Origin of the sequence: Chryseobacterium sp. WX, from assembly GCF_029542485.1 — a bacterium.
Taxonomy (GTDB): Bacteria; Bacteroidota; Bacteroidia; order Flavobacteriales; family Weeksellaceae; genus Chryseobacterium; species Chryseobacterium cucumeris.
The window spans coordinates 2,382,044-2,404,628 of record NZ_CP120710.1 but is presented as its reverse complement, the minus strand read 5'-3'; the positions used below and the strand labels follow the sequence as shown (position 1 = coordinate 2,404,628).

At 36.6% G+C, this 22,585-nt stretch carries 22 protein-coding genes; 6 read left to right on the top strand and 16 right to left on the bottom strand.

Going from position 1 to position 22,585, the window contains the following annotated elements:
• Window positions 1–19: 19 nt before the first annotated feature.
• Window positions 20–868 (bottom strand): M12 family metallopeptidase, encoded by an 849-nt coding sequence (locus PZ898_RS10835; protein WP_277695488.1) that lies wholly within the window; start codon window positions 866–868, stop codon window positions 20–22.
• Between the two features lie 261 nt (window positions 869–1,129).
• Between PZ898_RS10835 and PZ898_RS10830 the strand changes: the two genes are divergently transcribed.
• The 3 genes from PZ898_RS10830 to PZ898_RS10820 all read left to right on the top strand — a co-directional run bounded on the left by PZ898_RS10830 (window position 1,130) and on the right by PZ898_RS10820 (window position 4,009).
• On the top strand, window positions 1,130–2,134 hold the full coding sequence (locus PZ898_RS10830) for an LLM class flavin-dependent oxidoreductase (RefSeq protein ID WP_062676211.1): 1,005 nt from the start codon (window positions 1,130–1,132) through the stop codon (window positions 2,132–2,134).
• A 68-nt stretch (window positions 2,135–2,202) separates the two neighbouring features.
• The gene (gene ribB, locus PZ898_RS10825) at window positions 2,203–3,324 is read left to right on the top strand and encodes a 3,4-dihydroxy-2-butanone-4-phosphate synthase (protein WP_120232913.1); all 1,122 of its coding nucleotides are present in this window, start codon (window positions 2,203–2,205) and stop codon (window positions 3,322–3,324) included.
• Window positions 3,325–3,427: 103 nt separating this feature from the next.
• Entirely contained in the window at window positions 3,428–4,009 is a 582-nt protein-coding gene (locus PZ898_RS10820; protein ID WP_277695487.1) for a Crp/Fnr family transcriptional regulator, read from the top strand.
• Window positions 4,010–4,086: 77 nt separating this feature from the next.
• Here PZ898_RS10820 and fmt read toward each other — a convergent pair whose 3' ends face one another.
• The 6 genes from fmt to folK all read right to left on the bottom strand — a co-directional run bounded on the left by fmt (window position 4,087) and on the right by folK (window position 11,937).
• Window positions 4,087–5,034 (bottom strand): methionyl-tRNA formyltransferase, encoded by a 948-nt coding sequence (gene fmt, locus PZ898_RS10815; protein ID WP_062676208.1) that lies wholly within the window; start codon window positions 5,032–5,034, stop codon window positions 4,087–4,089.
• Window positions 5,035–5,168: 134 nt separating this feature from the next.
• On the bottom strand, window positions 5,169–7,076 hold the full coding sequence (locus tag PZ898_RS10810; RefSeq protein ID WP_277695486.1) for an ATP-dependent DNA helicase RecQ: 1,908 nt from the start codon (window positions 7,074–7,076) through the stop codon (window positions 5,169–5,171).
• A gap of 78 nt (window positions 7,077–7,154) precedes the next feature.
• Window positions 7,155–8,594, bottom strand: a complete 1,440-nt coding sequence (locus tag PZ898_RS10805; protein ID WP_277695485.1) for an OmpA family protein — start codon at window positions 8,592–8,594, stop codon at window positions 7,155–7,157.
• A 212-nt stretch (window positions 8,595–8,806) separates the two neighbouring features.
• Complete coding sequence (locus PZ898_RS10800) at window positions 8,807–10,333, bottom strand: OmpA family protein (protein ID WP_062676205.1); 1,527 nt, start codon at window positions 10,331–10,333, stop codon at window positions 8,807–8,809.
• A 54-nt stretch (window positions 10,334–10,387) separates the two neighbouring features.
• On the bottom strand, window positions 10,388–11,503 hold the full coding sequence (locus PZ898_RS10795) for an OmpA family protein (RefSeq protein WP_123279202.1): 1,116 nt from the start codon (window positions 11,501–11,503) through the stop codon (window positions 10,388–10,390).
• Between the two features lie 17 nt (window positions 11,504–11,520).
• A complete protein-coding gene (gene folK / locus PZ898_RS10790; protein WP_062676203.1) occupies window positions 11,521–11,937 on the bottom strand; it encodes a 2-amino-4-hydroxy-6-hydroxymethyldihydropteridine diphosphokinase in 417 nt (138 codons plus the stop codon).
• Window positions 11,938–11,957: 20 nt separating this feature from the next.
• Here folK and sppA point away from each other — a divergent pair, with 20 nt between their 5' ends.
• The gene (gene sppA / locus PZ898_RS10785) at window positions 11,958–13,715 is read left to right on the top strand and encodes a signal peptide peptidase SppA (RefSeq protein ID WP_277695484.1); all 1,758 of its coding nucleotides are present in this window, start codon (window positions 11,958–11,960) and stop codon (window positions 13,713–13,715) included.
• Window positions 13,716–13,793: 78 nt separating this feature from the next.
• On the opposite strand, the gene PZ898_RS10780 is transcribed toward sppA, so the two are convergent.
• From PZ898_RS10780 to rpmB, 7 genes are all read right to left on the bottom strand, one after another.
• Window positions 13,794–14,054: a GlsB/YeaQ/YmgE family stress response membrane protein gene (locus PZ898_RS10780; RefSeq protein ID WP_034694983.1), complete on the bottom strand. Its 261-nt coding sequence runs from the start codon at window positions 14,052–14,054 to the stop codon at window positions 13,794–13,796.
• A 72-nt stretch (window positions 14,055–14,126) separates the two neighbouring features.
• A complete protein-coding gene (gene ftsY, locus PZ898_RS10775) occupies window positions 14,127–15,080 on the bottom strand; it encodes a signal recognition particle-docking protein FtsY (RefSeq protein WP_034694984.1) in 954 nt (317 codons plus the stop codon).
• Between the two features lie 15 nt (window positions 15,081–15,095).
• Window positions 15,096–15,563 (bottom strand): RidA family protein, encoded by a 468-nt coding sequence (locus PZ898_RS10770; protein ID WP_277695483.1) that lies wholly within the window; start codon window positions 15,561–15,563, stop codon window positions 15,096–15,098.
• Between the two features lie 157 nt (window positions 15,564–15,720).
• Window positions 15,721–16,677: an MBL fold metallo-hydrolase gene (locus tag PZ898_RS10765; RefSeq protein WP_277695482.1), complete on the bottom strand. Its 957-nt coding sequence runs from the start codon at window positions 16,675–16,677 to the stop codon at window positions 15,721–15,723.
• Window positions 16,678–16,762: 85 nt separating this feature from the next.
• Window positions 16,763–16,915 carry a DUF4295 domain-containing protein gene (locus tag PZ898_RS10760; RefSeq protein ID WP_002976755.1) on the bottom strand — a complete coding sequence of 51 codons (153 nt, stop codon included), beginning with the start codon at window positions 16,913–16,915 and terminating at the stop codon, window positions 16,763–16,765.
• A gap of 20 nt (window positions 16,916–16,935) precedes the next feature.
• The gene (gene rpmG, locus PZ898_RS10755; protein WP_027373683.1) at window positions 16,936–17,118 is read right to left on the bottom strand and encodes a 50S ribosomal protein L33; all 183 of its coding nucleotides are present in this window, start codon (window positions 17,116–17,118) and stop codon (window positions 16,936–16,938) included.
• Between the two features lie 6 nt (window positions 17,119–17,124).
• Window positions 17,125–17,367 carry a 50S ribosomal protein L28 gene (rpmB, locus tag PZ898_RS10750; protein WP_002976757.1) on the bottom strand — a complete coding sequence of 81 codons (243 nt, stop codon included), beginning with the start codon at window positions 17,365–17,367 and terminating at the stop codon, window positions 17,125–17,127.
• A 244-nt stretch (window positions 17,368–17,611) separates the two neighbouring features.
• Here rpmB and PZ898_RS10745 point away from each other — a divergent pair, with 244 nt between their 5' ends.
• A complete protein-coding gene (locus tag PZ898_RS10745) occupies window positions 17,612–19,321 on the top strand; it encodes a T9SS type A sorting domain-containing protein (RefSeq protein ID WP_277695481.1) in 1,710 nt (569 codons plus the stop codon).
• Window positions 19,322–19,457: 136 nt separating this feature from the next.
• Here PZ898_RS10745 and lnt read toward each other — a convergent pair whose 3' ends face one another.
• On the bottom strand, window positions 19,458–21,092 hold the full coding sequence (gene lnt / locus PZ898_RS10740) for an apolipoprotein N-acyltransferase (protein ID WP_277695480.1): 1,635 nt from the start codon (window positions 21,090–21,092) through the stop codon (window positions 19,458–19,460).
• A 56-nt stretch (window positions 21,093–21,148) separates the two neighbouring features.
• Here lnt and PZ898_RS10735 point away from each other — a divergent pair, with 56 nt between their 5' ends.
• Window positions 21,149–21,562, top strand: coding sequence for a VanZ family protein (locus PZ898_RS10735; RefSeq protein WP_120232163.1), 414 nt, complete (start codon window positions 21,149–21,151; stop codon window positions 21,560–21,562).
• On the opposite strand, the gene proC is transcribed toward PZ898_RS10735, so the two are convergent.
• On the bottom strand, window positions 21,552–22,355 hold the full coding sequence (gene proC, locus PZ898_RS10730) for a pyrroline-5-carboxylate reductase (protein WP_277695479.1): 804 nt from the start codon (window positions 22,353–22,355) through the stop codon (window positions 21,552–21,554). The two genes, PZ898_RS10735 and proC, sit on opposite strands and share 11 nt — an antisense overlap.
• Window positions 22,356–22,585 lie beyond the last annotated feature (230 nt).

Here is a 22,585-nt window from a genome sequence, read left to right as displayed (position 1 = left end):
AGAGAGGATTCTTAAAAATTTAAGGATACATTGCATTGATGGTATTAATATCTCCGGTAGTAAATCCGGTTCTGGTATAAGTAAAATTGCTGTTATCAGCTTTGGTAATCGTTGGTAACCCATTTTTAGAATAGGAGGTTGGCCAATACATCATCACCGAATTAATATTAAATGGTCCTATATCTGTTCCGGAATTATAGATATTGAAATTATAAGACTGTCCGCTTTGAATATTGTTCCACAGAATCTTTACATATTGATCTCTGTCTTTACGCGTATGTTCATGGTAAAGTCCTACTGTATGTCCCATTTCATGAATCACTGAACCTACAGAAATATACTGATCCAAAGAAACGGTTTGTTTTCCACCCTGATATCCGATATGAGCCCAGCCATCAGATCCTGATGAGCTTCCGAAAATAAATTCCACATAATTAGCCTGGTTGGTACGGTAGATCCACTGTGTATTCGTTTTATTATTGTACTCGCTGATGGCAGAGTTGATTTTGTTAACATTGATGGAACCCATATTGCCGGCAATAGTATAATAAATTTTACCATTCGGCCATCTTGAATAGCTTGCACCGCCTTTATTAACTTCATTACCTTCTGATAATTGTTTGTCGGTAAGAACAATATCTCCCTGGAAAAAATTCATTCCGTTTTTTCTTTCATAGGTAATTTCCTGGCCGTTCAATTGTCCTTTTTTTACATTGTCTGCGTTGAAGGCATTGGTTTGAGCTTCAGAAGTAATTTCTTCATTGTTTTTGCTACAAGACGAAAATATTGCAGCAATAAGAAAACTCATAAAGACAGTTTTTCCTGTCAACATCTGCTTATAAAACAGGCTGTTTGTTTTTTTGTTCATATTAAAGTTTTTAAAAATTTGGTATACGAATATAATAAATATGTCTCTTTTTGTTGAATTATTTTCGTTAAAATATGTTTTTTAATATGATTATTTAATTTTAAGATCACATAGGTAAAACGATGTAAGCAAAATTTTCATTCCAATAGTTTTTCCCTGAACTGATCAATTGTTTTTATTAATTACAAAAAGTAACTAATGCAGTTTTTATGTTTTAAATTTGCCTTGTTTTTCAGATTAAAGAAAAATTAACATCATAACATGAAAAATTTTGAAATTTCTGTTTTAGATCTTGCCCCGGTAAAGCAAGGTAAAAGCATTCATGATACTTTTCAGGACAGCTTATCACTAGCTAATCACGCTGAAAATTTAAATTATAAAAGATTCTGGCTGGCAGAACACCACAATATGGAAAGTATTGCAAGCTCTGCAACTTCTGTTTTAATTGGTTTCATTGCCAATGGAACGAAAACAATCAGAGTAGGTTCAGGAGGAATTATGCTTCCTAACCACAGTTCTCTGATCATTGCAGAACAATTTGGTACTCTGGAATCTCTGTTTCCGGGAAGGATTGACCTTGGATTAGGAAGAGCTCCGGGAACAGATGGCTTGACAGCACAAGCGTTGGGAAGGAATCCAGCCATCATCAATGAACAGTTTCCAAGACAGATCCTCGAACTTCAAAGATATTTTTCAAAAGAAAATTCAGAGGCGATGGTTCGTGCCATTCCGGGAGAAGGATTGGATATTCCGCTATATATTCTGGGGTCAAGTACAGACAGTGCATGGCTGGCTGCAGAACTAGGGCTGCCTTATGCATTTGCGGGACATTTTGCACCTGAGCAGATGGAAATGGCTTTTAAAATATACAGAGAACATTTCGAACCGTCAAAATATCTGGATAAACCTTATATCATTGCGTGTGTAAATGGGGTAGCGGCTGAAACTTCTGAGGAAGCTCATAAAATTTCCACCACTTTATTCCAGGCATTCATCAATATTGTAAGAAACGACAGAAAACCTTTTGCTCCACCCGTGGATGATATGGATGAAATCTGGTCGCCAATGGAAAAATCTATGGTTTTACAGAAACTGAGATATACTTTTATCGGAGATAAGGCTGAAGTTCAGGAAAAGCTTAAAGATTTCCAGGAAAGATTCCAGGTGGATGAACTGATGATCAATTCACATATCTACGATCATCAGAAAAGATTGAGATCTTACGAGATTTTCAGAGAGGCTGCAGACTCTTTATCCAAAGCGTAATAAACCATACATAATTAATTGGCAGATGCTTATTTTTATGAGTATCTTTGCACAAATAAAAAGTAAAAATGTCCGATATTAAATTAAATACTATTCCAGAGGCTATCGAAGACCTTAGAAATGGTAAAATAATCATAGTAGTAGATGATGAAGACAGAGAAAATGAAGGTGATTTTCTTTGCGCGGCAGAACTGACAACGCCGGAAATTATCAATTTTATGGCTCTTCACGGAAGAGGGCTGATCTGTATGCCGCTTCCTGAAAAAAGATGTGATGAGCTTGGACTTGAAGTGATGGTAAGCAGAAGCAGCGATCCTAAGGAGACTGCTTTCACCGTATCAGTTGACCTTCTGGGTAACGGAACATCTACCGGAATTTCTGCAAGTGACAGAGCAAAAACAATTTTAGCATTGATGGATGAAAAATCCAAGCCTACAGATTTTATGAGACCTGGCCACATTTTCCCGCTTCGCGCAAGAAAAGGAGGTGTATTGAAAAGAGCCGGACATACTGAAGCGGCCATCGATCTTACGAATTTAGCAGGATTGAAAGAAGGAGGTGTGATCTGCGAGATCATGAATGAAGATGGTACAATGTCCCGTCTGCCTGAACTTCATGCTTTTGCCCAAAAACACGATATGAAGATCGTTTCTATTGAAGATCTTATCCACTATCAGCTTAAAAAAGGAAATCTGGTAGAAAGACTTGAAGAGAAAAAAGTAAAAACGCACTACGGTGATTTTGATTTTTATGCTTTCAGAGAAACTTCCAATGACCAGATCCACTTTGCATTGACAAAAGGAGCTTGGACAGTAGATGAGCCTGTTTTGGTAAGAGTACAGTCTTCAGATTCTTATTTTGATGTATTGACCAGACTGAACAACGGTGAAAAACCATTGTTGGAAAAGGTAACAGGTATGGTGAATGAAGCTGGAAAAGGAGCTATTATTTTTATCAACAACGTTTCCAACTCTGAAAATACATTGAGAAAACTTCAACAGTTCCTGAACTATCAGGATGGTCAGGAGCAGCATCCTACATTAGCGTACAATTACAGAGATTATGGAATCGGAACGCAGATCTTAAAGAATTTAGGAATCAACAAGTTTAAAGTAATCACTCAAAATCCTAATATCAAGCCTCAGGTTGGAGGATATGATGTGGAGGTTACTGAGATGGTACAGCTATAGAAAATGCACGGTCAATAGTGAATTGTTTTCACAATAAATGACCGTTTGTAATACAAAATTATAAGGTTTAGGGTTTTTCTAAACCTTTTTTTATTTTTAAACCATGACTGAGTCTTTAAAAAAACACATCCGGGGATATATTGATATTTCAGACGAAAAGCTGGATAAATACTGCAGTGCCTTTAGTCTTCAGAAAATAAAGAGAAAAGAATTCCTTTTAAAAGAAGGAGAGATTTGTGAATTTGAAGGATTTGTGGTGAGTGGTTGCTTTAAAGTTTTTCATACCCATCATAATGCTGCCGAACAGATATTGTATTTCGGAATTGAAAACTGGTGGATCTCCGATATTGATAGTTTTGTGAATCGTATTCCCTCAAAGCTCAATATTCAGGCGCTGGAGGATAGTGAGATTCTTCTTATTCCCCAAAAGGAAAAAGAGAAATTGTATACTGAAATGCCGGAGATTGAAAGATTAATGAGACTTAAGTTTCAAAAGTCGATTATAGCATTACAGCGTAGAATTATTGATAATTTAAGCAAGCCTTCAGATGAGCGGTATGTAGAGTTTTTAAAAGATTATCCACAGACAGCAAGCCGGCTTACCAATATTCAGATTGCTGCCTATCTGGGAGTGACACCTGAGTTTATAAGCAGAATCCGGAAGAAAATTGTGAGTAAAAGTTGATGACTGAAAATTAAAAAGTCCCAAAAGTCTATCTGTAAATACTTTTGGGACTTTTTTATGTATAATGATCTTATTTTTTAGGCTAATGCAATTCCGTCAAAGTTTCGGAAACCATTTAGAAAATCTTTTACCAACATTCTTTTTTTACCTTCCAACTGAAGCTCCAGCGGATAATAGATTCCGTCCTGAGTATAGATTTTAAATTCATTCTTAGAAATATCAAGACTTCCAGCTGGTTTTCCGTGGCCAACAAGTTCAAATTTACCCCCGAATATTTTTAATCCCTTTTCTTCGTTGTCAATCTTTAAAGTGGTGAAAGCTGCAGGATAAGGCGACATTCCCAGAATAAACTGATGAATGGTTTTTGAAGGCTGTTCCCAATTGATCCTCGTATCTTCCTTGAAAATTTTATAAGCATTTTTAGGATGTTCTACATGGGGCTGAGGTTTCTCTTCAATAGCATTTTCGGCAAGACCATCCAATGTCTTAACCACAAGGCCTGAGCCCATTTCCATGAGTCGGTCATGAAGGCTTCCGGCATTTTCATCCGGTAAAATTTCCATTTCCTGCTGAAGAAGAATATTTCCTTCGTCAATTTTTTCATTAATAAAGAAAGTAGTTGCTCCGGTCTTTTCTTCTCCGTTGATTACAGCATAATTGATGGGTGCAGCACCTCTGTAATCAGGAAGTAATGAAGCATGAAGATTGAAAGTTCCCATTTTAGGCATCTCAAAAAGCACTTTAGGCATCATCCTGAAGGCAACGACTACAAAAACATCAGCATCCAGTTTCCTAAGTTCTTCCAGGAATTCAGGGTTTCTCAACTTTTCCGGCTGAAAAACAGGAATATTATTTTCTTCAGCATAGATTTTTACCGGTGACTGGTGAATTTTCTGTCCGCGTCCGCTTGCCTTATCAGCTACAGTTACAACACCTACTACCTGATGGTGAGATTGGTGGATGGCCTCCAAAGAGGTTTTTGCAAACTCAGGAGTTCCTAAAAAAACAACTTTCAATGATTTCATACTGCAAAGATAAGTTTTTGATCTGAGAGTCGGAAAATATCAGGGTTTGAAGGTAGGAAAGTTTTAGAGTGTGAGCGTTTGAGATTTAGGCAGGTTCAGGGGCATAATATTTATCAATCATTACTCATTACTCATTACTCATGATTCAGCGCATACGTTCTGAAATTCAGCATTCTTACCTTTCCTGAATCCAAAAGAAAAATCAGATTCTCCAGTATATTTTCTTTGGAATGATAGCTGAGCTGGATAGACAGTTCTTCAATGGTAGCCGACTTTTTAGCTAATAAATTAATGATCTGCTGAGAAATATTTTTTCCAAAGATGGATTGCTTATTTTTTTCACAGACAGAACACTGGCCACAGTTTCTGGAATTTTTTTCACCAAAGTAAGCAAGAATTAGTTTCATTTTGCAGTAGTCGTTATTTTCTACGTAAAACTTCATCTCTTCCCATTTTTGGATTTTATTCCTCTGAATATGTTCAAATAATTTCCAGTAAGTGCTGTTCACAGCTCTTTCATCACGAGGTTTCAGGAATTTGATACTGGCTAATGCCCCATCGATATATTCAAGATAATTCTTTTGCTGAAGTTCTTTCAACCGTTCTTTGATCAAAGGAACACTGATATTGATTTTGTTGCTTATCTGTTGTTCACTGAACATTACTTTGTGGGTGGTAATTCCTGATATATTACGGAAAAGAAGCTCTATAAAATAGGCATCTTTTTGAGGAAGCTGTTCCAGCTCATCAGCTTTGATAAAAAGCTCAAGTGAAGACAGACTTTTGTAATCGTTGTAGTAGACAATTTCCTGGTTGTGGAGAAAATTGAGTACATTGTTGATCTTTGCTTTCGACAGTTTTGTGAAATTCTGTATACCAAGATTATTCAGCTGAAATGTTTTTTCCGGAAGTTCAAACTCTGCTACCTGAAAAATAGAATAGAGGTAACTAATGATCTTCAAAAACTCAGCTTTGTTGGGTGTCTGATTTTTTAGAACCTGATCAAAATTCAATAATTCCTGTTTGTTCCAAAGCATGAAGGCAAAACTGTCTTTTCCATCTCTTCCGGCTCTTCCGATCTCCTGATAATAGTTTTCCAGAGACGCAGCAGGGGAATAGTGAATCACAAAACGAACATTGTCTTTGTCTATACCCATTCCAAAGGCATTGGTAGAAATAAGAACATGGTTGTCGCTATTATTCCAAAGGTTTTGTCTTGCATTTTTTTCCTTGGTTGTGAGACCTGCATGGAAATAATCTACATTTTTCAGTTGGTTTTTCTTCAGGAATTCTGCCAGCAATTCTGCTTCTTTTCTTGTTCTTACATATACAATTCCGGAGTCATTGCTGTATTTTAAAATATCAAAAACACGTTGGAATTTATCAGATACTTCATCGGTGAAAATTTTAATATTCTCTCTCTTGAAACTTTTTTGAAAAACAAAAGGATTTTTCAGTTCCAGTTTACTTTTGATCTCTTCAAGAACTTTTGGAGTCGCTGTTGCAGTCAAAGCAAGACAGGGAATTTCAGGATTATTACTTCTGAATCCTTTTATATTCTGATAACTGGGCCTGAAATCCTGACCCCATTCTGAAATACAGTGAGCTTCATCCACAGCAATGAAGGAGAGTTGTATTTCTTCCATATTCTGAATAAACTGAGTATTGGTAAGCCTTTCAGGAGAAACATAGAGCAGCTTGGTAAGTCCTTCTTTACAGCGGTCATAAATGGTTTCAGCATCATATTCATCCAATTCGGAGGAAAGATATTCTGCTTCTATACCGCGGGCTTTAAGCTGATTAACCTGGTCTTTCATCAATGCCAGCAAAGGAGAAACAACAAGGCAGGTTCCTTCTTTCAATAGGGCTGGTAATTGATAGCATAAAGACTTTCCTGCTCCTGTAGGTAAGAGAACTAGGGTATCTTTTTCATTAATAACAGCATTGATAATTTCTTCCTGAGAATCTCTGAAGTCGGTATAACCCCAGAAATACTTAAGAGTATCATATTTTAGCTTTTGAAAATCCTGCGGAGAAATCATGTTGTAAAAATAAGGAAAGAATTAGGACAAAAAAAGTCACGCAGGGCGTGACTTTCATATAATATATCAATATGTTTATTATTTAGCTTCGAAGTATACTCTTCTGTTGGCTCTGTTTTTCCATTCAGGGCACTTCGTTGCCGGTTCACATTCAGGATATTTAAGGTCTTTTTCACCTTTTCCTATTGCCTGTAATTTACCTGTTTGAACACCGTTTTTGATCAGATAGTTCTTAACGTTGTTTGCTCTTCTTTCTGATAGTTTTTGGTTGTAAGCATCAGTACCTCTTGTGTCAGTAGCTCCAATTACATTATAAGAACCAGTTGAAGAATTGATGTAGTTTACAGCATTATTTAAGATTGGAGTATTTGATGGTAAAATTCTGTCAGAATTTAAATCAAACTCAATTCCCTCCAACTTAGTTTCTGTTTCTACTACAGGTCCTGTTGTAGCTACAGGACATCCGTTGTTTTCAACAGGTCCTGGAACTGTTACACACTTATCGTAAAGGTCAATTACACCGTCTAAGTCTGTATCAAGCGCAACTCCGGCACCATCCACTCTTGCTCCTGCAGGAGTATCAAGCTGTCTGTCCCAATCGTCACATACCCCGTCGTTATCAGCATCACCTTTTTTACATACTTCAATATCCTGGTTTTTATTAGCCAGTACATCAAGCTTATAATAGATTTCCTGAAGTGGGTCATGCCACATTAAGTGAGACTCATGTTTTCCAAGTTTTACAGAAAGACCTAATGTCGCATTGAAGAAGTTGTCTGAAACCTGCTCAGAACGCTTGTTGATAGCGCTGTAAGCATCACCGCCTCCGTCAAATTCATCATCACCTGTTACCACATACATTAATCTACCTTCAATGTCGATTCTTCTGTTTACTTTAAACTTCAGACCTGTACCAGCCTGGAAGAACAGAGAACCTAATTGGAAAGGTTTGATTTCAGTCATTAATGTCTGTTTGTTACTTCCGTCTTTCTGGTATGCTCTGTAGGCAATAGTACCAATACCAGCATATCCATGAAGTGCCCATCTATAAGGGGAGTGGTTGTCCACTCTTCTTAACAGATTCGAGAAGTTAATGTCTCCTAATAGAGAGATTGCGTCATACTGAGTTCTTGCTCCTACTGCTGATGCATCGGGTGCAGCATTTTTAGTATTGAACCATCCTTGTCTGGTTTCACCTCTGTCATATTGTAAATTGATCCCAAAAGCATGAGTAATGGCTTTATCAATACTTACGTAGGCTGAATATCCAAAAAGGTTTTTACCGTTACCATTTTTGATAGAGGTTAAATCCGCAGACTGAAGAAGTGGAACACCCACCCCGGCAGAAATAGACCAATCATTAAATCTTTTAGATTGATTGGTGAATGGGGAAACATTAGCAGATCCCGAAGAAAATGTATTAGGATACTCTCCTTTTGAAACTGCCGTTGAGTCTTGTGCATAAGTGGCAGAAGGAATTACCAAAGCTAATGCAACAATTGCTAAACTTAATTTCATAGTGTTATTTTTTTAAGTTAAGTTATTTTAAATGATTTTTTTACGCTAAAAAGTGATTTTGTATTAATTTTTTTCAAAACAAACTTACTGATTACTAATGTATTTCACACAGTTGTCCTGAAAATAATGATAAAGGTATGTAAAAAAAATCGTAGTAGAAAAAAAATAAACCGAAAAGAGCAATTCTTTTCGGTTTAAGAAGTATTTGAAATTTATTTCTTCTTTTTCTTAGCAGGAACTTTTTTTACTGCTTTTTTTACAGGAGCATCTTCATAGTCTTTCTTTTTGATAGAATCCCATTCCGAACTTTCTATAAATCTTACAGTAACTTTTCTGTCCGCCATTCTTTCAGCATCTGAAGCTGATGCCGGGATCGTTGCTTCTGCAGAACCAACTCCTCTAGATTTTAGTACATTTTCATTAATGCCTCTGTTTTCAAGAGCTCCTACTACAGCAGCTGCTCTTTCTTTAGACAATCTAAGATTGTAGGCTGCATTTCCTTTGATATCTGTATGTCCGGTCAACAAGTAATTACCTCCGTTTTCTTTAATAATTGAAGCTGCCAGATCCAATTTTTCGTTAGATTCAGGTCTGATGGTAGCTTTATTAAAGTTGAAATAAATATCCTTAAGGGTTTTCTCTACTTCTACAGCAGTTTCCTTATGATCTTTAACGATAGGGCATCCGTTGTTTTCAACAGGTCCTGGAACTGTTACACACTTATCGTAAAGGTCAATTACACCGTCTAAGTCTGTATCAAGCGCAACTCCGGCACCATCCACTCTTGCTCCTGCAGGAGTATCAAGCTGTCTGTCCCAATCGTCACATACCCCGTCGTTATCAGCATCACCTTTTTTACATACTTCGATATCCTGGTTTTTATTAGCCAATACATCCAGTTTGTAATAGATTTCCTGAAGTGGATCATGCCACATAACGTGAGATTCATGCTTTCCTAATTTGAAAGAAAGACCTAATGTCGCATTGAAGAAGTTGTCAGAAACCTGCTCAGAACGCTTGTTGATAGCGCTGTAAGCATCACCGCCTCCGTCAAATTCATCATCACCTGTTACCACATACATTAATCTACCTTCAATGTCTATTCTTCTGTTTACTTTGAACTTCACACCTGTACCAGCCTGGAAGAACAGAGAACCTAATTGGAAAGGTTTGATTTCAGTCATTAATGTCTGTTTGTTACTACCATCCTTCTGGTATGCTCTGTAGGCAATAGTACCAATACCAGCATATCCGTGAAGTGCCCATCTGTAAGGGGAGTGGTTGTCCACTCTTCTTAACAGGTTTGAGAAGTTAATGTCTCCTAAGAGAGAGATTGCGTCATACTGAGTTCTTGCTCCTACTGCTGATGCATCAGGTGCAGCATTTTTAGTATTGAACCATCCTTGTCTGGTTTCACCTCTGTCATATTGTAAATTGATCCCAAAAGCATGGGTAATCGCTTTATCAATACTTACGTAGGCTGAATATCCAAAAAGGTTTTTACCGTTACCATTTTTAATGGAAGTCAAATCTGCAGACTGAAGAAGGGGAACACCTGCTCCTACAGAAATAGACCAATCATTAAATCTTTTAGACTGGTTGGTAAAGGGGGTAACATTGGCAGATCCTGAAGAAAATGTATTAGGATATTTTCCATTTGAATCTGCAGTTGAGTCTTGTGCATAAGTAGCAGAAGGAATTGCCAAAGCTAATGCAACAATTGCTAAACTTAATTTCATCGTGTATTATTATTTGATTTCTTTTATTAAAAAAGAAGTTTAAGTTTGTTTTAATTATTTAACTGGACATCCATTGTTTTCAACAGGTCCTGGTACGGTTACACACTTGTCGTAAAGGTCAATAACGCCATCCAGATCCATGTCCAAAGCAACTCCGGCACCGTCTACTCTTGCACCTGCAGGAGTGTCAAGCTGTCTGTCCCAGTCATCACATACTCCATCATTGTCTGCATCTCCTTTTTCGCAAACAACAAGGTCAGTACTTGCGTTTTCAAGAACGCTGGTTCTGTAGTATGCTTCCTGAAGCGGATCATGCCATGCAAGGTGAGATTCGTGTTTTCCTAGTTTGAAAGATACTCCTAAACTTACTGTCCAGGCGTTATCAGATCTTCTGGAATTTAACATGTTGTATTTTGAACCTGGAGTGGAAGGATCATAATCATTAGGATCTGCCCATCCGCCGCCATCGAATTCATCATCACCACTGATAATGTACATGGTTCTTGCCTCAACGTCAATAAGTTTTGAAACATTGTACTTTATTCCCACACCTCCCTGATAGAAGATAGAGTTGATATCAATGTCCTGTTTAATGAATAAAGGAGTTCTTCTTGGAGTATTGCTCCATCTGAATTCGTCGTTATCATGCAATGATGTTCTGAATCCCTGAAGTCCAATACCCATATATCCGTGGAAAGCCCATCTGTATGGAGAGTGGTTATCTACTCTTCTGAATAAGTTCGAGAAGTTGATGTCACCTAATAAAGAGATGTTGTCAAATTGTGTTGTAGCAGTAGCTATTCCTGATTTTACACCTGCAGCACCGGGAAGCTGGGCTGTCTGTTTCGTTTCTCCTCTCATATACATTAGGCTTAGCCCGAATGCATGTGTGATTTGTTTGTCTACGCTTATATACGCATTGTAACCCCAATTGGTCTTATCCTTGCGGATAGATTTTAAATCGGAGTGTACCATAAATGCAGGACCTCCTCCAACAGAAATAGACCAGTCTCTGAAGCGTCTGGATTTGTTGTCAAAGGGTTTTACATTAGCGGAACCTGAGGAGAATGTATTAGGGTACTCTGTGGAAGAGTTTACTGTTGTGCCGCTGTTCTGTGCGAAAGCTGCAATTGGCAATGATGTAGCCAATAATAATAAACCTAATTTCATACAATATGTTTTATGTTTTAAATAAAATCTTTCAATAATATTCTGGAAAAATCCCTTTCAAAAAGATGTTTTTTATGAGGGACTTCTAACCTTTCTGATTTAAAATTTAACTCATTATACTTAATGATATCAATGTCTATAATCCTGTCAGTATAACCTCCGGATACTTTTGAATCATTAATTCTTCCCATCTCAACTTCTATATTCTTAATACAATCAAGCAGTTGGATTGGTGAAAGATGAGTGAATATTATTGCTGCAATATTACAAAAAATATTGGAACTGACAAACTCTACAGGGTCAGACATTAAAAATTCGCTGGTTTGTGAAATGTGATTTCCAGCATCATTTATCATCTTTAATGCAAGCTCTACATTTTTTTTTTGCTCTCCTAAGTTACTTCCCAGTAACAAAACGACCTTATGCTGCGACATATTAGAAAATTGATTGATTTATGAGAAGTTTCTTTAAAAATGTTTTGGCAAATATAGTAGCAATTATCATACTTTGCGCTCTATTTTTCATCTTTTTCATTATGATGCTTGTGTTCAGTGCGATGGGGAATGATAAGTCGGTGGCGGTAAAAAAGAACTCCGTTCTTACGATTAATTTAAAGACAAATATAATCGATAGCCCTACTGAAGAAGAGATGGGATTATTCGGCTTAGGTGCTCAAAATAAAAGTATCCTTATATATGATGCACTGGAAGCTATCAATAAAGCAAAAACTGATGACAATATTAAAGGAATCAGTATAGAAACTGATTATTTATCTGCAGGACTTACTCAGATTGATGATCTGAGAAACGCCATTGAAGATTTCAAGAAAAGCGGAAAATTTGTATATGCATACGGAAATGGAGTATCACAGTCTGCTTATTATTTAGGATCTGTTGCTGATCAATATTATCTGCATCCTGCAGGAATGGTAGAATTAAAAGGTCTTTCTACAGAGGTTGCTTTCTTCAAGGATTTTGCAGATAAATACGGGATTGGAATTGAAGTAATTCGTCACGGTAAATTCAAGTCTGCAGTAGAACCTTTTCTAAGAAATGATATTTCTCCTGAAAATAAAGAACAGTTAAGCACTCTCTTGAATGACCTTTGGAAAAACACTTCCAATAAAATGGCTGCTTCAAGAAAAATTGATACTGCTCAGTTCAGAATGATCACAGATAGTTTGTATGGAATGATTCCTGAGCAAAGCTTAAAATATAAACTAGCAGATAAACTGATTCAGAAATCAGAATACGAAGATCTTCTTAAGGCTAAGTTAAGCGTAAAAAATGACGAAAAACTGAACAAGATTTCTTTGACAAGTTATATCAATTCTTATGCGGATGAAGATAAATCCGGCGAAAAGATCGCAGTACTGTATGCTTCAGGATCTATTAATAACGGAGATGAATACAATGATATTCATTCTGAGAAATATGTGAAGTATATTAAAAAACTTCAGGAGGATGATAAAGTGAAAGCGGTTGTTTTCAGAATCAACTCTCCGGGAGGAAGTGCTAATGCTTCAGATGAGATCCTATTTGAGTTACAGCAGCTGAAAAAGAAAAAACCACTGATCGTATCTTTTGGAGACTATGCGGCATCAGGAGGATATTATGTAGCAATGGCTGCAGATAAAATTTATTCAGAGCCTAACACACTTACCGGTTCTATCGGAGTGTTCGGAGTAATGCCTTACTATAAAGATATTGCGGCTAAAAACGGAATCCGTGCAGATATTGTTTCTACCAATGCCAACTCTATGTATTATTCCGGGTTAAACGGAGTAACGCCTTATGGAGTGAATATGATGACAAGAAGTGTAGAAGGTACTTACAAGAGATTTGTTCATTTTGTAACTCAAAACAGAAAGAAAACTTTTGAGCAGATTGACAATGTAGGAGGCGGTAGAGTATGGAGTGGTGTTCGTGCCAAGCAAATAGGATTGGTAGATGAATTGGGTACTTTAACTGATGCTGTGAAATTTGCCGCTCAGAAAGCAGGATTAAAATCTTATCATGTAGAGGCTTTCCCTAAGAGAATGACTCCGTTCGAGCAAATCTTTAAAGACCTGAATGAAGAGGACGTTTCTGCCAGAATTATCAAGAACAGGATTGGTAAATCCAACTATGAAATTCTGCAGCAGATTACAGATAAGAAACTACAATCTGAGGTGAAAATGGAGATGCCATATCAGATTAGAATTAACGACTAACTAAATTTTATATTGTATACAAAAATCCCGGACCTGAAATTTCAGATCCGGGATTTTATTTTTTTATCAGCTTTACTATCAGCTTTTCTTTGTGGCCATTCCGTAAATCCAGAGAATGATTAAAGCTCCTCCGATTGAGAGAATCCAGCTTCTTGGATTCCAGAATGAGGTAACATCTCCCCAGTGTAAAACGTAAACTCCTATAGCTCCTCCTACAAATGCTCCCAGAATTCCAAGGATAATAGTGATTAGCCATCCTCCTCCCTGAGTTCCAGGCATGATCATTTTAGCGATAGCACCTGCAATAAGACCGAATAAGATCCATGTAATAATTCCCATAGTTGCAAATTTTTTTATTGTTAATATTTTAAAAATGATTTGTTACTAATATAAGGGAAAACATGATATAAATCATCTTTTCTTGAAGAATGAGTCTACAAATTCCGTACCATTAAAAAGTTGTAAATCCTGCATTTTTTCGCCTACACCGATATACTTCACCGGAATCTGGAACTGATCGGAGATACCGATTACAACGCCTCCTTTGGCTGTTCCATCCAGTTTAGTTACTGCTAAAGCATTTACTTCTGTTGCCGCTGTAAACTGTTTTGCCTGTTCGAAAGCATTCTGTCCTGTAGAACCGTCAAGTACTAATAGAATCTCATGAGGGGCATCAGGAATTACTTTCTGCATTACTCTTTTGATCTTGGAAAGCTCGTTCATCAGGTTGATCTTGTTATGAAGTCTTCCTGCAGTATCAATGATGACAACATCTGCATTTTGAGCTACAGCACTTTGTACTGTATCAAAGGCTACTGAAGCGGGATCTGATCCCATTTCCTGTTTTACAATAGGAACACCCACTCTTTCACTCCAGATAACAAGCTGATCAACGGCAGCAGCTCTAAAGGTATCTGCAGCTCCAAGAACTACTTTTTTACCTTCTGATTTGAACTGGTGAGCCAGTTTTCCGATGGTTGTTGTTTTTCCAACTCCATTTACCCCTACGACCATGATGACGTATGGCTTTTTGGAAGTATCGATATTTCCTGTACCGGCATGCGGATTTTCAAGCAATAATCCTGAAATCTCATCACGAAGAATTTTGTCAAGTTCGTTGACGCCTACATATTTATCTCTGGCAACACGTTCTTCAATTCTTTCAATGATCTTGATAGTGGTAGAGGCTCCTACATCGGAAGCAATCAGTACTTCTTCCAGATCATCCAGAACTTCATCATCTACTTTGCTTTTACCGACTACGGCTTTCGTCATTTTTTCAAAGAATCCCTGGCTGGATTTTTCCAATCCTTTATCTAAGGTTTCTTTTTCTTCCTTTTTGAAAATATTTTTAAACCAACTCATAGTTTTAGTTTATTCTTATTTATTTTTAATCACTGCTGTGGCTTCTACTTCTATAAGCACGTCATCTCTGAAAAGTTTGCTCACTTCCACAAGGCTGCTTACGGGAGGGTTTTGAAGGCTGATATGCAAATCCCTTACTTTTCTGAAATCAGGCGTTTTTTTGATGTCTGTGGTATAAATTACCAGTTTGATAATATCTTTTCCTGTACCTCCATATTCTTCCAAAATGTTTTCAATATTTTTGAAAACCTGCTGCGTCTGCTCTTCAATAGTATTTCCCACAAGATTACCTTCAGAGTTCAGAGGAACCTGTCCGGATAATAAAATCATTTTAGAATTTCCACAGTCAATACTTACTGATTGTGATAATCCTTTAATAGTGAAAACTTTTGGCGAACTTTTATATTCTACAGAATTCATTGTTTTCTGACTGAATGAAAATAGAAAAGTTACTGTACAGGCCAGAACAAGTATCTTTTTCATACTTTACTGATTAATAATCTGGTGAGCAAAGATAACAAAAAAACTACCCAAAACAGGAGTTGTTTTTTTATATGTAAACAAAGTCTTGATTATTTTTATTTCCTGAAGCTACTTATCAGGAGTTTTATTGTTGTCTCCTCAACGAAACTGATTGTCGCTATAATTCAAACTCATCTCCCATTCGTGAAATATTAAAACCTTTTTCTATGACCTGCTTACTTTGTTTGCTTTCCGAATTTAAAATTTTATTGGTATGATTAAAATGGATAAAGAAAATTCTTTTTTTATATTCAGGTGACAGGCTTTTAAACAGTTCCATACTCTCCACTACAAATGGGTGCGGGATATCTTCAATATTTCTGTAGCCTATTTCTTCCGAGTCATAGAATGTACCGTCCAGAAATGCATAATCTACTGTTTTTATCAGATCTGTAATATTGTATTTCCACTTATTCCATTTGTCTATATCCGGAATGAATAACGCCTTTTTATGAGGCCCTTTAATGATGAAACCAACCGTTTCTGAATATTCATCACGATGAGGAACCTGTATAGGAGTAACTTCCAAATGAGAGTTCACCTGTGTTGGTGTTTCATTCTGCATCTCATAAGGAACAATATTCTGCAAACGGATCAGCTGAGACCACGGTCCATTGTTTTCGAAAAACTTTTTAAGCCGTGGCATGGTGTACACAGGAATATCCCTGGAATTCATAGCTTCTTTCCCCAAAAACATAAGACCTGTATAATGTCCGATATGAGCATGGGTGATAAAGATACCATCAGGTATCGTTTTCTTCGGAATGGCTGTATGTTCCATCAGGAATTGCAGTTGCTGGGTAAAATCCGGACTGGCATCGAAGATATAATTTTTCTGCAGCTCTTTATCAATAAGTCCCAGAGAAGTTATTTTCCTGTCTTGCAGAGGATGTTTCCAGAGGTCCAAACAACATTCTTTACGGCATCCGATCTGGGGTGACCCTGCGTCCTGTACATTTCCTAAAACAATAATTTTTACATTCCCAGGAGCGCTTTCTTTGTTTTGAAGACTTTGAGAATGATATAAAGATCCAGTGAATAATAGGGAGAAAAATAAAATAAAGAATTGCTTCATAATGTGTTTTTTTTATGAAACGAATATAACAAAAAAACTACCCAAAAAAATGAGTAGTTTTTTTATATTGTAAACAAAGTATTGATTATTTTTTTAAATAACCGTCTACTTCGTCAGCATTCATTACTTTTTCTTCGAAAACGTAAGCTCCTGATTTAGAAGACTTAACCATTTTCACCACTTTAGTCATCTTCTTAGACTGACCGCTTTGTAGGGTTGCTACTACTTTCTTTGCCATGGTAAGTTATTATTTATAAATTACTTAATTTCTTTGTGAAGGGTAGATCTCTTAAGAACTGGATTATACTTTTTAAGCTCTAATCTCTCTGTAGTGTTCTTTTTATTTTTTGTAGAAATGTATCTAGACATTCCTGGCATACCACTTTCTTTGTGCTCTGTACATTCAAGGATTACTTGAACTCTATTTCCTTTTTTTGCCATGATTTATTAATTCTTTTTAATCAATCCGTTTCTAGTAGCTCTTTCAATAGCTTCCTCGATTCCAATCTTGTTAATCACTCTCAATCCATGAGCTGATACTTTCAGTGTAACGTGCTTATCTTGCTCCGGAAGGTAAAACTTCTTCTCTAATAAGTTAATTTCAAAACGACGCTTCGTTTTGTTATTAGCGTGAGAAACGTTGTTACCAACCATTGCACGCTTTCCTGTTATTTGGCAAATTCTTGACATATCTCGATGTTCTTATTTGTATAATATTTGAGAGTGCAAAATAACGAAGAATTTTTTAGATAGACAAATCTTTTGGAAAATATTTGCAAATAAGTGGCTGATTAATAATATTGAATTTTTAAAATAGCAGAATCCTTGGGATACAGCAGATAAAGGGTGCTGATATATTTCATACAGCCTTTTTTTTTACCCTCAGAATTTAATATTCTATCTTTGTTTTTAATTAATCTAAATAAAAACAACTATGAAGAGGATTTATATTCTATGGTCTATGATACCAGCCAGTCTGATGGCTCAGAACTTTACTGAGGTGCAGACCAGCATGAATAATTTTTATTATTCTGCAGCTGATATTGCGGATATAGACAACAATGGGACGCTTGATATTGTGCTCAACGGAGCAATAGATTCTGATGGGGACGGAAATGTAGACAGTACCTATAATGAAGTATATCAGAATAATGGGACAACCTTATTGCCATTTGTAGGATTGGGAGCTGATGTAAACCATCTTGGAGATATTAAGTTTATTGATTATAATAATGATGGTCTGATGGATATTATTTCTACAGGACTCAGCTATATGGATGTTGTTAATTATAAACAATACCGATTCAAAAATACCGGGACAGGATTTGTAAAAGAAGCAGAACTGCCTGGTAAAATTTATGGTTCTCTGGAAGTTTTTGATTTTAACCATGATGGGAAACCTGATTATGCCATTAATGGAACTCAATATGCTCATGGAGGAGGTTTTGGAAATAGCTTGGATTATTACAAAAACACAGGCGCCGGTTTTGATCTTACGGAAAATTGGATAGATGGAACTCAGAGTGGAAGTTTTAAAGTAGTAGACCTCAATAACGACAACCTGCTGGATCTTGTGATTATAGGATCGGATATTAATGGTGATGCGGTATCCAAAGTATATATGAACCAGGCTGGAGTTCTGACTCCTACACAGGATCTTGCGCCTGTAGCAGTGGGTAAAATAGATTTTGCAGACTTTAATGCAGATGGTTTTCAGGATATCGTGGTAATTGGAAGAGATGCCAACGATGATGCCTATTCTGCTGTTTTAATGAATGATGGTACCGGTAAATTAACTCCTCAGACTATTGCTGTAAACGATATTTCAGATGTGGCACTAAGTGTTGGTGATTTGAATAACGACGGCTATTACGACTTTATTATTTCAGGGAATGAAAATTACAACGCTGTTGTGAAAACCTATATCTATGATGTTTCCAATCATACATTCAATGAAGGAACTGTAACGGGTATGACTGCGCTTGGAGGTCCGGGACTGGTGCAGCTTTTTGATTTTAATAATGATCATCATCCGGACATCTTATTGGGTGGATTCGACTGGTCTGCTTCAGATCTGCCTTCACTGACTAAAGTATTTAAAAATAATTCCACGGCAGCTAACGCAAAACCTGCAGCGCCTACTCAATTGAATCTGACTAAAAACGGAAATCGTTTCAATTTTACTTGGAGTGGCGCATCCGACGATAAAACTCCGGTGAATGCTTTGCGTTATGAAATTACCGTAGGATCTACACAGGGAGCTCATGATATTGCAAAATACATAGTGACAACATCATCATGGTTTCTGGAGCTTGATCCGGCTGTCCAGAATGTATACTGGAGTGTAAAATCAATTGATGCTGCAAAAGTATATTCTGACGCTTCTGCACAAAGTGTGTTGGGAACAGCGGAAATTAAATCTGAAAAGCAGCTTGTTATCTATCCCAACCCTACGTCAGATAAAGTATATATCAAAGGAGAAAAAGTTTCGGAAGCCGAAATGTATTCTATGGATGGAAGAAAACTGAATATCAGTATCAATGGAGATCAGTCTATTGATGTTTCTCATTTATCTAAAGGAGTCTATTTATTAAAACTGAAGATAAAAAACGAAATAACCACCAGAAAGCTTACGATTAAGTAATTGAATCAATTCTATCTTCTATCAATGAGAAAAGCCAGACGTCCAGCTGGCTTTTCTCTTTTTATGAAACAAAATCTATATGATCTGCAGATCTTGTGCTATTCGTGAGTAAATTTGTGCAATTAGTGTTTGAGAACTAAGCTTTCTTTGTTTTCTTTTTGAACCATTCAATCAGATAGTAGAACAATAAGAATCCTAACGCAAATATGGAAAACCTTGAAAGAAGATCTCCTGCTCTTGTATAAAATGTCATGGTATCATACAGGTTTACTTTTGCGAATAAGGCTGTCTGGTCACCATAGAAAGTGTCAGCACTTACCTCACCTTTAGCATTGATATGTGCAGAAATTCCGCTGTTGGCCGCTCGGGCAATTTCTCTTCTGGTTTCAATAGCTCTCAGTTTAGCATAAGATAAAAGCTGTTTGTGTCCTTCTGTAACGCCCCACCAGGAGTCGTTGGTCATAATACCTAAGAAATTAGCTCCTTTTTTGACATAGTCTGTCACAAATTCACCATAAATACTTTCATAGCAAATGATAGGCGCTAGTTTCCCTTTGTTGTAAGGATTCGAAAAGGCAACTCTTTCTTTATCTGTTCCCAAAGAAGCTACTGTTCCTCCCAGATTCAGCATAGCATCTCCAAGCAATGGCTTTAAAACATTCATATAAGGGAATATTTCAACGCCTGGCACTAGTTTTCCTTTGTGATAAGCCTGTACTTTTTGGTTAGGTACCAGTTGAATGGCGGTATTATAACTGCTCACCCAAACTCCGCTGTTGATCTGGTATGCTTCTTTTGGTAAATCGGCTGGATTATAAAAAAAACGGTGTGAAGAAATTCCTGTTGCAAAAACAGATCCAGGGTGATTGGATAAAAATCCTTTGATATTATTGAGAAGTAAACTCTTTTCAAAAGCTGTTTCGGAAATAGATCCTCTTCCCGGTAAAGCTGTTTCCGGGGCAATATAATAATCAATTTTACCTGTTGAGTTTTTTTCAGCAAGTGCTAATAAATCCTGTTCTATGGTTAGACTGTCTTTCGAATATTTTTCAGCATAAGGATCAAGATCCGGCTGCAGCATCAGAACATTAACTTGTCCTGTTGGTTTCTCATCGAAATTATTGTATTTGATTACCGAAATAATCATAGGCAAAGCAATTAAAGCTCCAATAATAGCCGAATTTTTGATCAAATCTTTTCTCTTTCTTCCGGCTTCCCATGTTCTTACTGTGTAAAAAATAAGTACATTAATCAGTAGAATCCAGAAACTTCCTCCGGTTGCTCCTAGGGTATCATACCACTGGATCAGTTTTGGGTAGTCTGAAAATACATTCCCAAGGTTTAGCCAGGGCCACGTAAGTTCCCATCCCAGATGAAATTTTTCAAAACTCATCCAGATAGCGATTAAAAATCCTAATCCCCAATATGTTCCCTGAGCATTTTTGTACCAGTGATAACATTGGAATACTAAAGAATATAAAAGAGAATTGACCAGTACCGGAAATAAAACAGCCATCAGAGAGTGGCTTCCGTCAGGGTTTTTGGAACCATACAGCCATCCTGTGGTTACTACATTCCAGATGATAAAACACAGGTAAGATAATCCAAAGACCATCCAGCTTTTCCTTTTATAATCTGAAAATTTTGAAATTCCGTGCTCCATCATCAGAAGAGGAACAAGAGCAAAAAATATAAAAAACGGAACCCCATAAGTTGGCCATGAAACCGACAGCAGCATTGCTGAAATAAGTGTAAGCAGAACGTATTTCATTAAATTATTTTAATACACAAATTTAATATTTTTGAAATGAATATATTAGCAGTTCGATGTTAAAGAAAATTTATAAAATCATTATTGTTCCGTACACTCTGTTTTTGCTCTATTTGATGTTTTTAGGAATGGGCAGATTTCAATATGAGGAAAATCTCATTACGGTAGAACCTTTTTTTTCTACCATAAAATTTATTCAGGGGCCCAATAAGACGATAGATATTGTGAGGATTGTTTTAGGGAATATCATAATGTTTATTCCTTTTGGATTTTTGGGTTGGATCATTCCTGAACTGAAAAAACTGAAGCCGTTATTATTTGGTTTTATCTCATGCATCGTTATTGTAGAAGCTCTTCAGTATTTTACCAGAATGGGAATATTTGAGGTAGACGATATCATCCTGAATACTTTTGGGGTGTATCTGGGATTGAAGATTTGCGGATTGATTGAAAAAAAAATTAATTATTAAGTTCCTTTGCACGCTTTTCGGCGTTCAGAAGTCCCTGCTTCAGAATTTCTTTAAAACTGTTTTCTTCAAATGTTTTTAAAGCAGCTTCAGTAGTTCCGCCTTTAGATGCAACATCTTTGATCAGCTCTTCAAGATTCTTTTCTGAATTATTGATCAGATGATAAGCCCCAAGCATGGTCTGTTTTACAAAAAGCTTGGAAAGATTTTCTTCAATTCCCATTTCAATACCTGCTTTAATCATAGTATCGATGATATAATAGAAATATGCAGGACCACTTCCTGAAAGGGCGGTGACACCATCCAGAAGTTCTTCGTTCTCCAGATAAACCGATCTTCCTGTGCTGTTCAATAATCTTTCAATATTGATTAACTGGCTGAAAGAAATTCCATTAGCTGCAGTATAACCTGTGATTCCCATTCCCAGAAGGGTAGGAGAGTTTGGCATGGCTCTTACAACAAGCGGATGATTCAGTAATTTCTGGATTTTTTCAATATTGATTCCCGCCATGATCGATAAAATCATCTGGTTTTCTTTAAATGTAAATTGAATATTTTGGGCAACGGTTTGAAAATCCTGAGGTTTTACAGCAATAATAATAAGATCAGCATCAATTTCTTTTACTTCTTGAAAAGTGGAAATTTTAGATTTGGGAAATTCCTCAGCTATTTTGGTGATTTTTTCCTGACTCCTGATAATAAGATGCAGATGCTCAGGTTTGATCAGTTCGTATTTCAGGAATGATTTTGAAAAAGAAAGTCCCATATTTCCGGCTCCAAGAATAGCTATTTTCATCGCAAATTGTAATTTTTAAGCTAAAATAATGATTTTCCGGAGACTGGATATGAATTGATTCTGAATTAATTTTTGTTACGCAAGGGCAAAGGTGCAAGATTTGAATAATATGCTGTTTTAAGGCGTAAGAAAATCGAAGATTTTCAGCAAGAGTGAAATAAAATTAATGTCATAAAGATCTGTGCTACCTGAGAAATCCGTGCGAGAAATATATTTCATAAAATAAGACT

Excerpts from the sequence above, each read along its gene's own strand:
- PZ898_RS10835 (WP_277695488.1), bottom strand. The coding sequence starts at position 868 with ATGAACAAAAAAACAAACAGCCTGTTTTATAAGCAGATGTTGACAGGA.
- PZ898_RS10830 (WP_062676211.1), top strand. The coding sequence starts at position 1,130 with ATGAAAAATTTTGAAATTTCTGTTTTAGATCTTGCCCCGGTAAAGCAA.
- ribB (WP_120232913.1), top strand. The coding sequence starts at position 2,203 with ATGTCCGATATTAAATTAAATACTATTCCAGAGGCTATCGAAGACCTT.
- PZ898_RS10820 (WP_277695487.1), top strand. The coding sequence starts at position 3,428 with ATGACTGAGTCTTTAAAAAAACACATCCGGGGATATATTGATATTTCA.
- fmt (WP_062676208.1), bottom strand. The coding sequence starts at position 5,034 with ATGAAATCATTGAAAGTTGTTTTTTTAGGAACTCCTGAGTTTGCAAAA.
- PZ898_RS10810 (WP_277695486.1), bottom strand. The coding sequence starts at position 7,076 with ATGATTTCTCCGCAGGATTTTCAAAAGCTAAAATATGATACTCTTAAG.
- PZ898_RS10805 (WP_277695485.1), bottom strand. The coding sequence starts at position 8,594 with ATGAAATTAAGTTTAGCAATTGTTGCATTAGCTTTGGTAATTCCTTCT.
- PZ898_RS10800 (WP_062676205.1), bottom strand. The coding sequence starts at position 10,333 with ATGAAATTAAGTTTAGCAATTGTTGCATTAGCTTTGGCAATTCCTTCT.
- PZ898_RS10795 (WP_123279202.1), bottom strand. The coding sequence starts at position 11,503 with ATGAAATTAGGTTTATTATTATTGGCTACATCATTGCCAATTGCAGCT.
- folK (WP_062676203.1), bottom strand. The coding sequence starts at position 11,937 with ATGTCGCAGCATAAGGTCGTTTTGTTACTGGGAAGTAACTTAGGAGAG.
- sppA (WP_277695484.1), top strand. The coding sequence starts at position 11,958 with ATGAGAAGTTTCTTTAAAAATGTTTTGGCAAATATAGTAGCAATTATC.
- PZ898_RS10780 (WP_034694983.1), bottom strand. The coding sequence starts at position 14,054 with ATGGGAATTATTACATGGATCTTATTCGGTCTTATTGCAGGTGCTATC.
- ftsY (WP_034694984.1), bottom strand. The coding sequence starts at position 15,080 with ATGAGTTGGTTTAAAAATATTTTCAAAAAGGAAGAAAAAGAAACCTTA.
- PZ898_RS10770 (WP_277695483.1), bottom strand. The coding sequence starts at position 15,563 with ATGAAAAAGATACTTGTTCTGGCCTGTACAGTAACTTTTCTATTTTCA.
- PZ898_RS10765 (WP_277695482.1), bottom strand. The coding sequence starts at position 16,677 with ATGAAGCAATTCTTTATTTTATTTTTCTCCCTATTATTCACTGGATCT.
- PZ898_RS10760 (WP_002976755.1), bottom strand. The coding sequence starts at position 16,915 with ATGGCAAAGAAAGTAGTAGCAACCCTACAAAGCGGTCAGTCTAAGAAG.
- rpmG (WP_027373683.1), bottom strand. The coding sequence starts at position 17,118 with ATGGCAAAAAAAGGAAATAGAGTTCAAGTAATCCTTGAATGTACAGAG.
- rpmB (WP_002976757.1), bottom strand. The coding sequence starts at position 17,367 with ATGTCAAGAATTTGCCAAATAACAGGAAAGCGTGCAATGGTTGGTAAC.
- PZ898_RS10745 (WP_277695481.1), top strand. The coding sequence starts at position 17,612 with ATGAAGAGGATTTATATTCTATGGTCTATGATACCAGCCAGTCTGATG.
- lnt (WP_277695480.1), bottom strand. The coding sequence starts at position 21,092 with ATGAAATACGTTCTGCTTACACTTATTTCAGCAATGCTGCTGTCGGTT.
- PZ898_RS10735 (WP_120232163.1), top strand. The coding sequence starts at position 21,149 with ATGTTAAAGAAAATTTATAAAATCATTATTGTTCCGTACACTCTGTTT.
- proC (WP_277695479.1), bottom strand. The coding sequence starts at position 22,355 with ATGAAAATAGCTATTCTTGGAGCCGGAAATATGGGACTTTCTTTTTCA.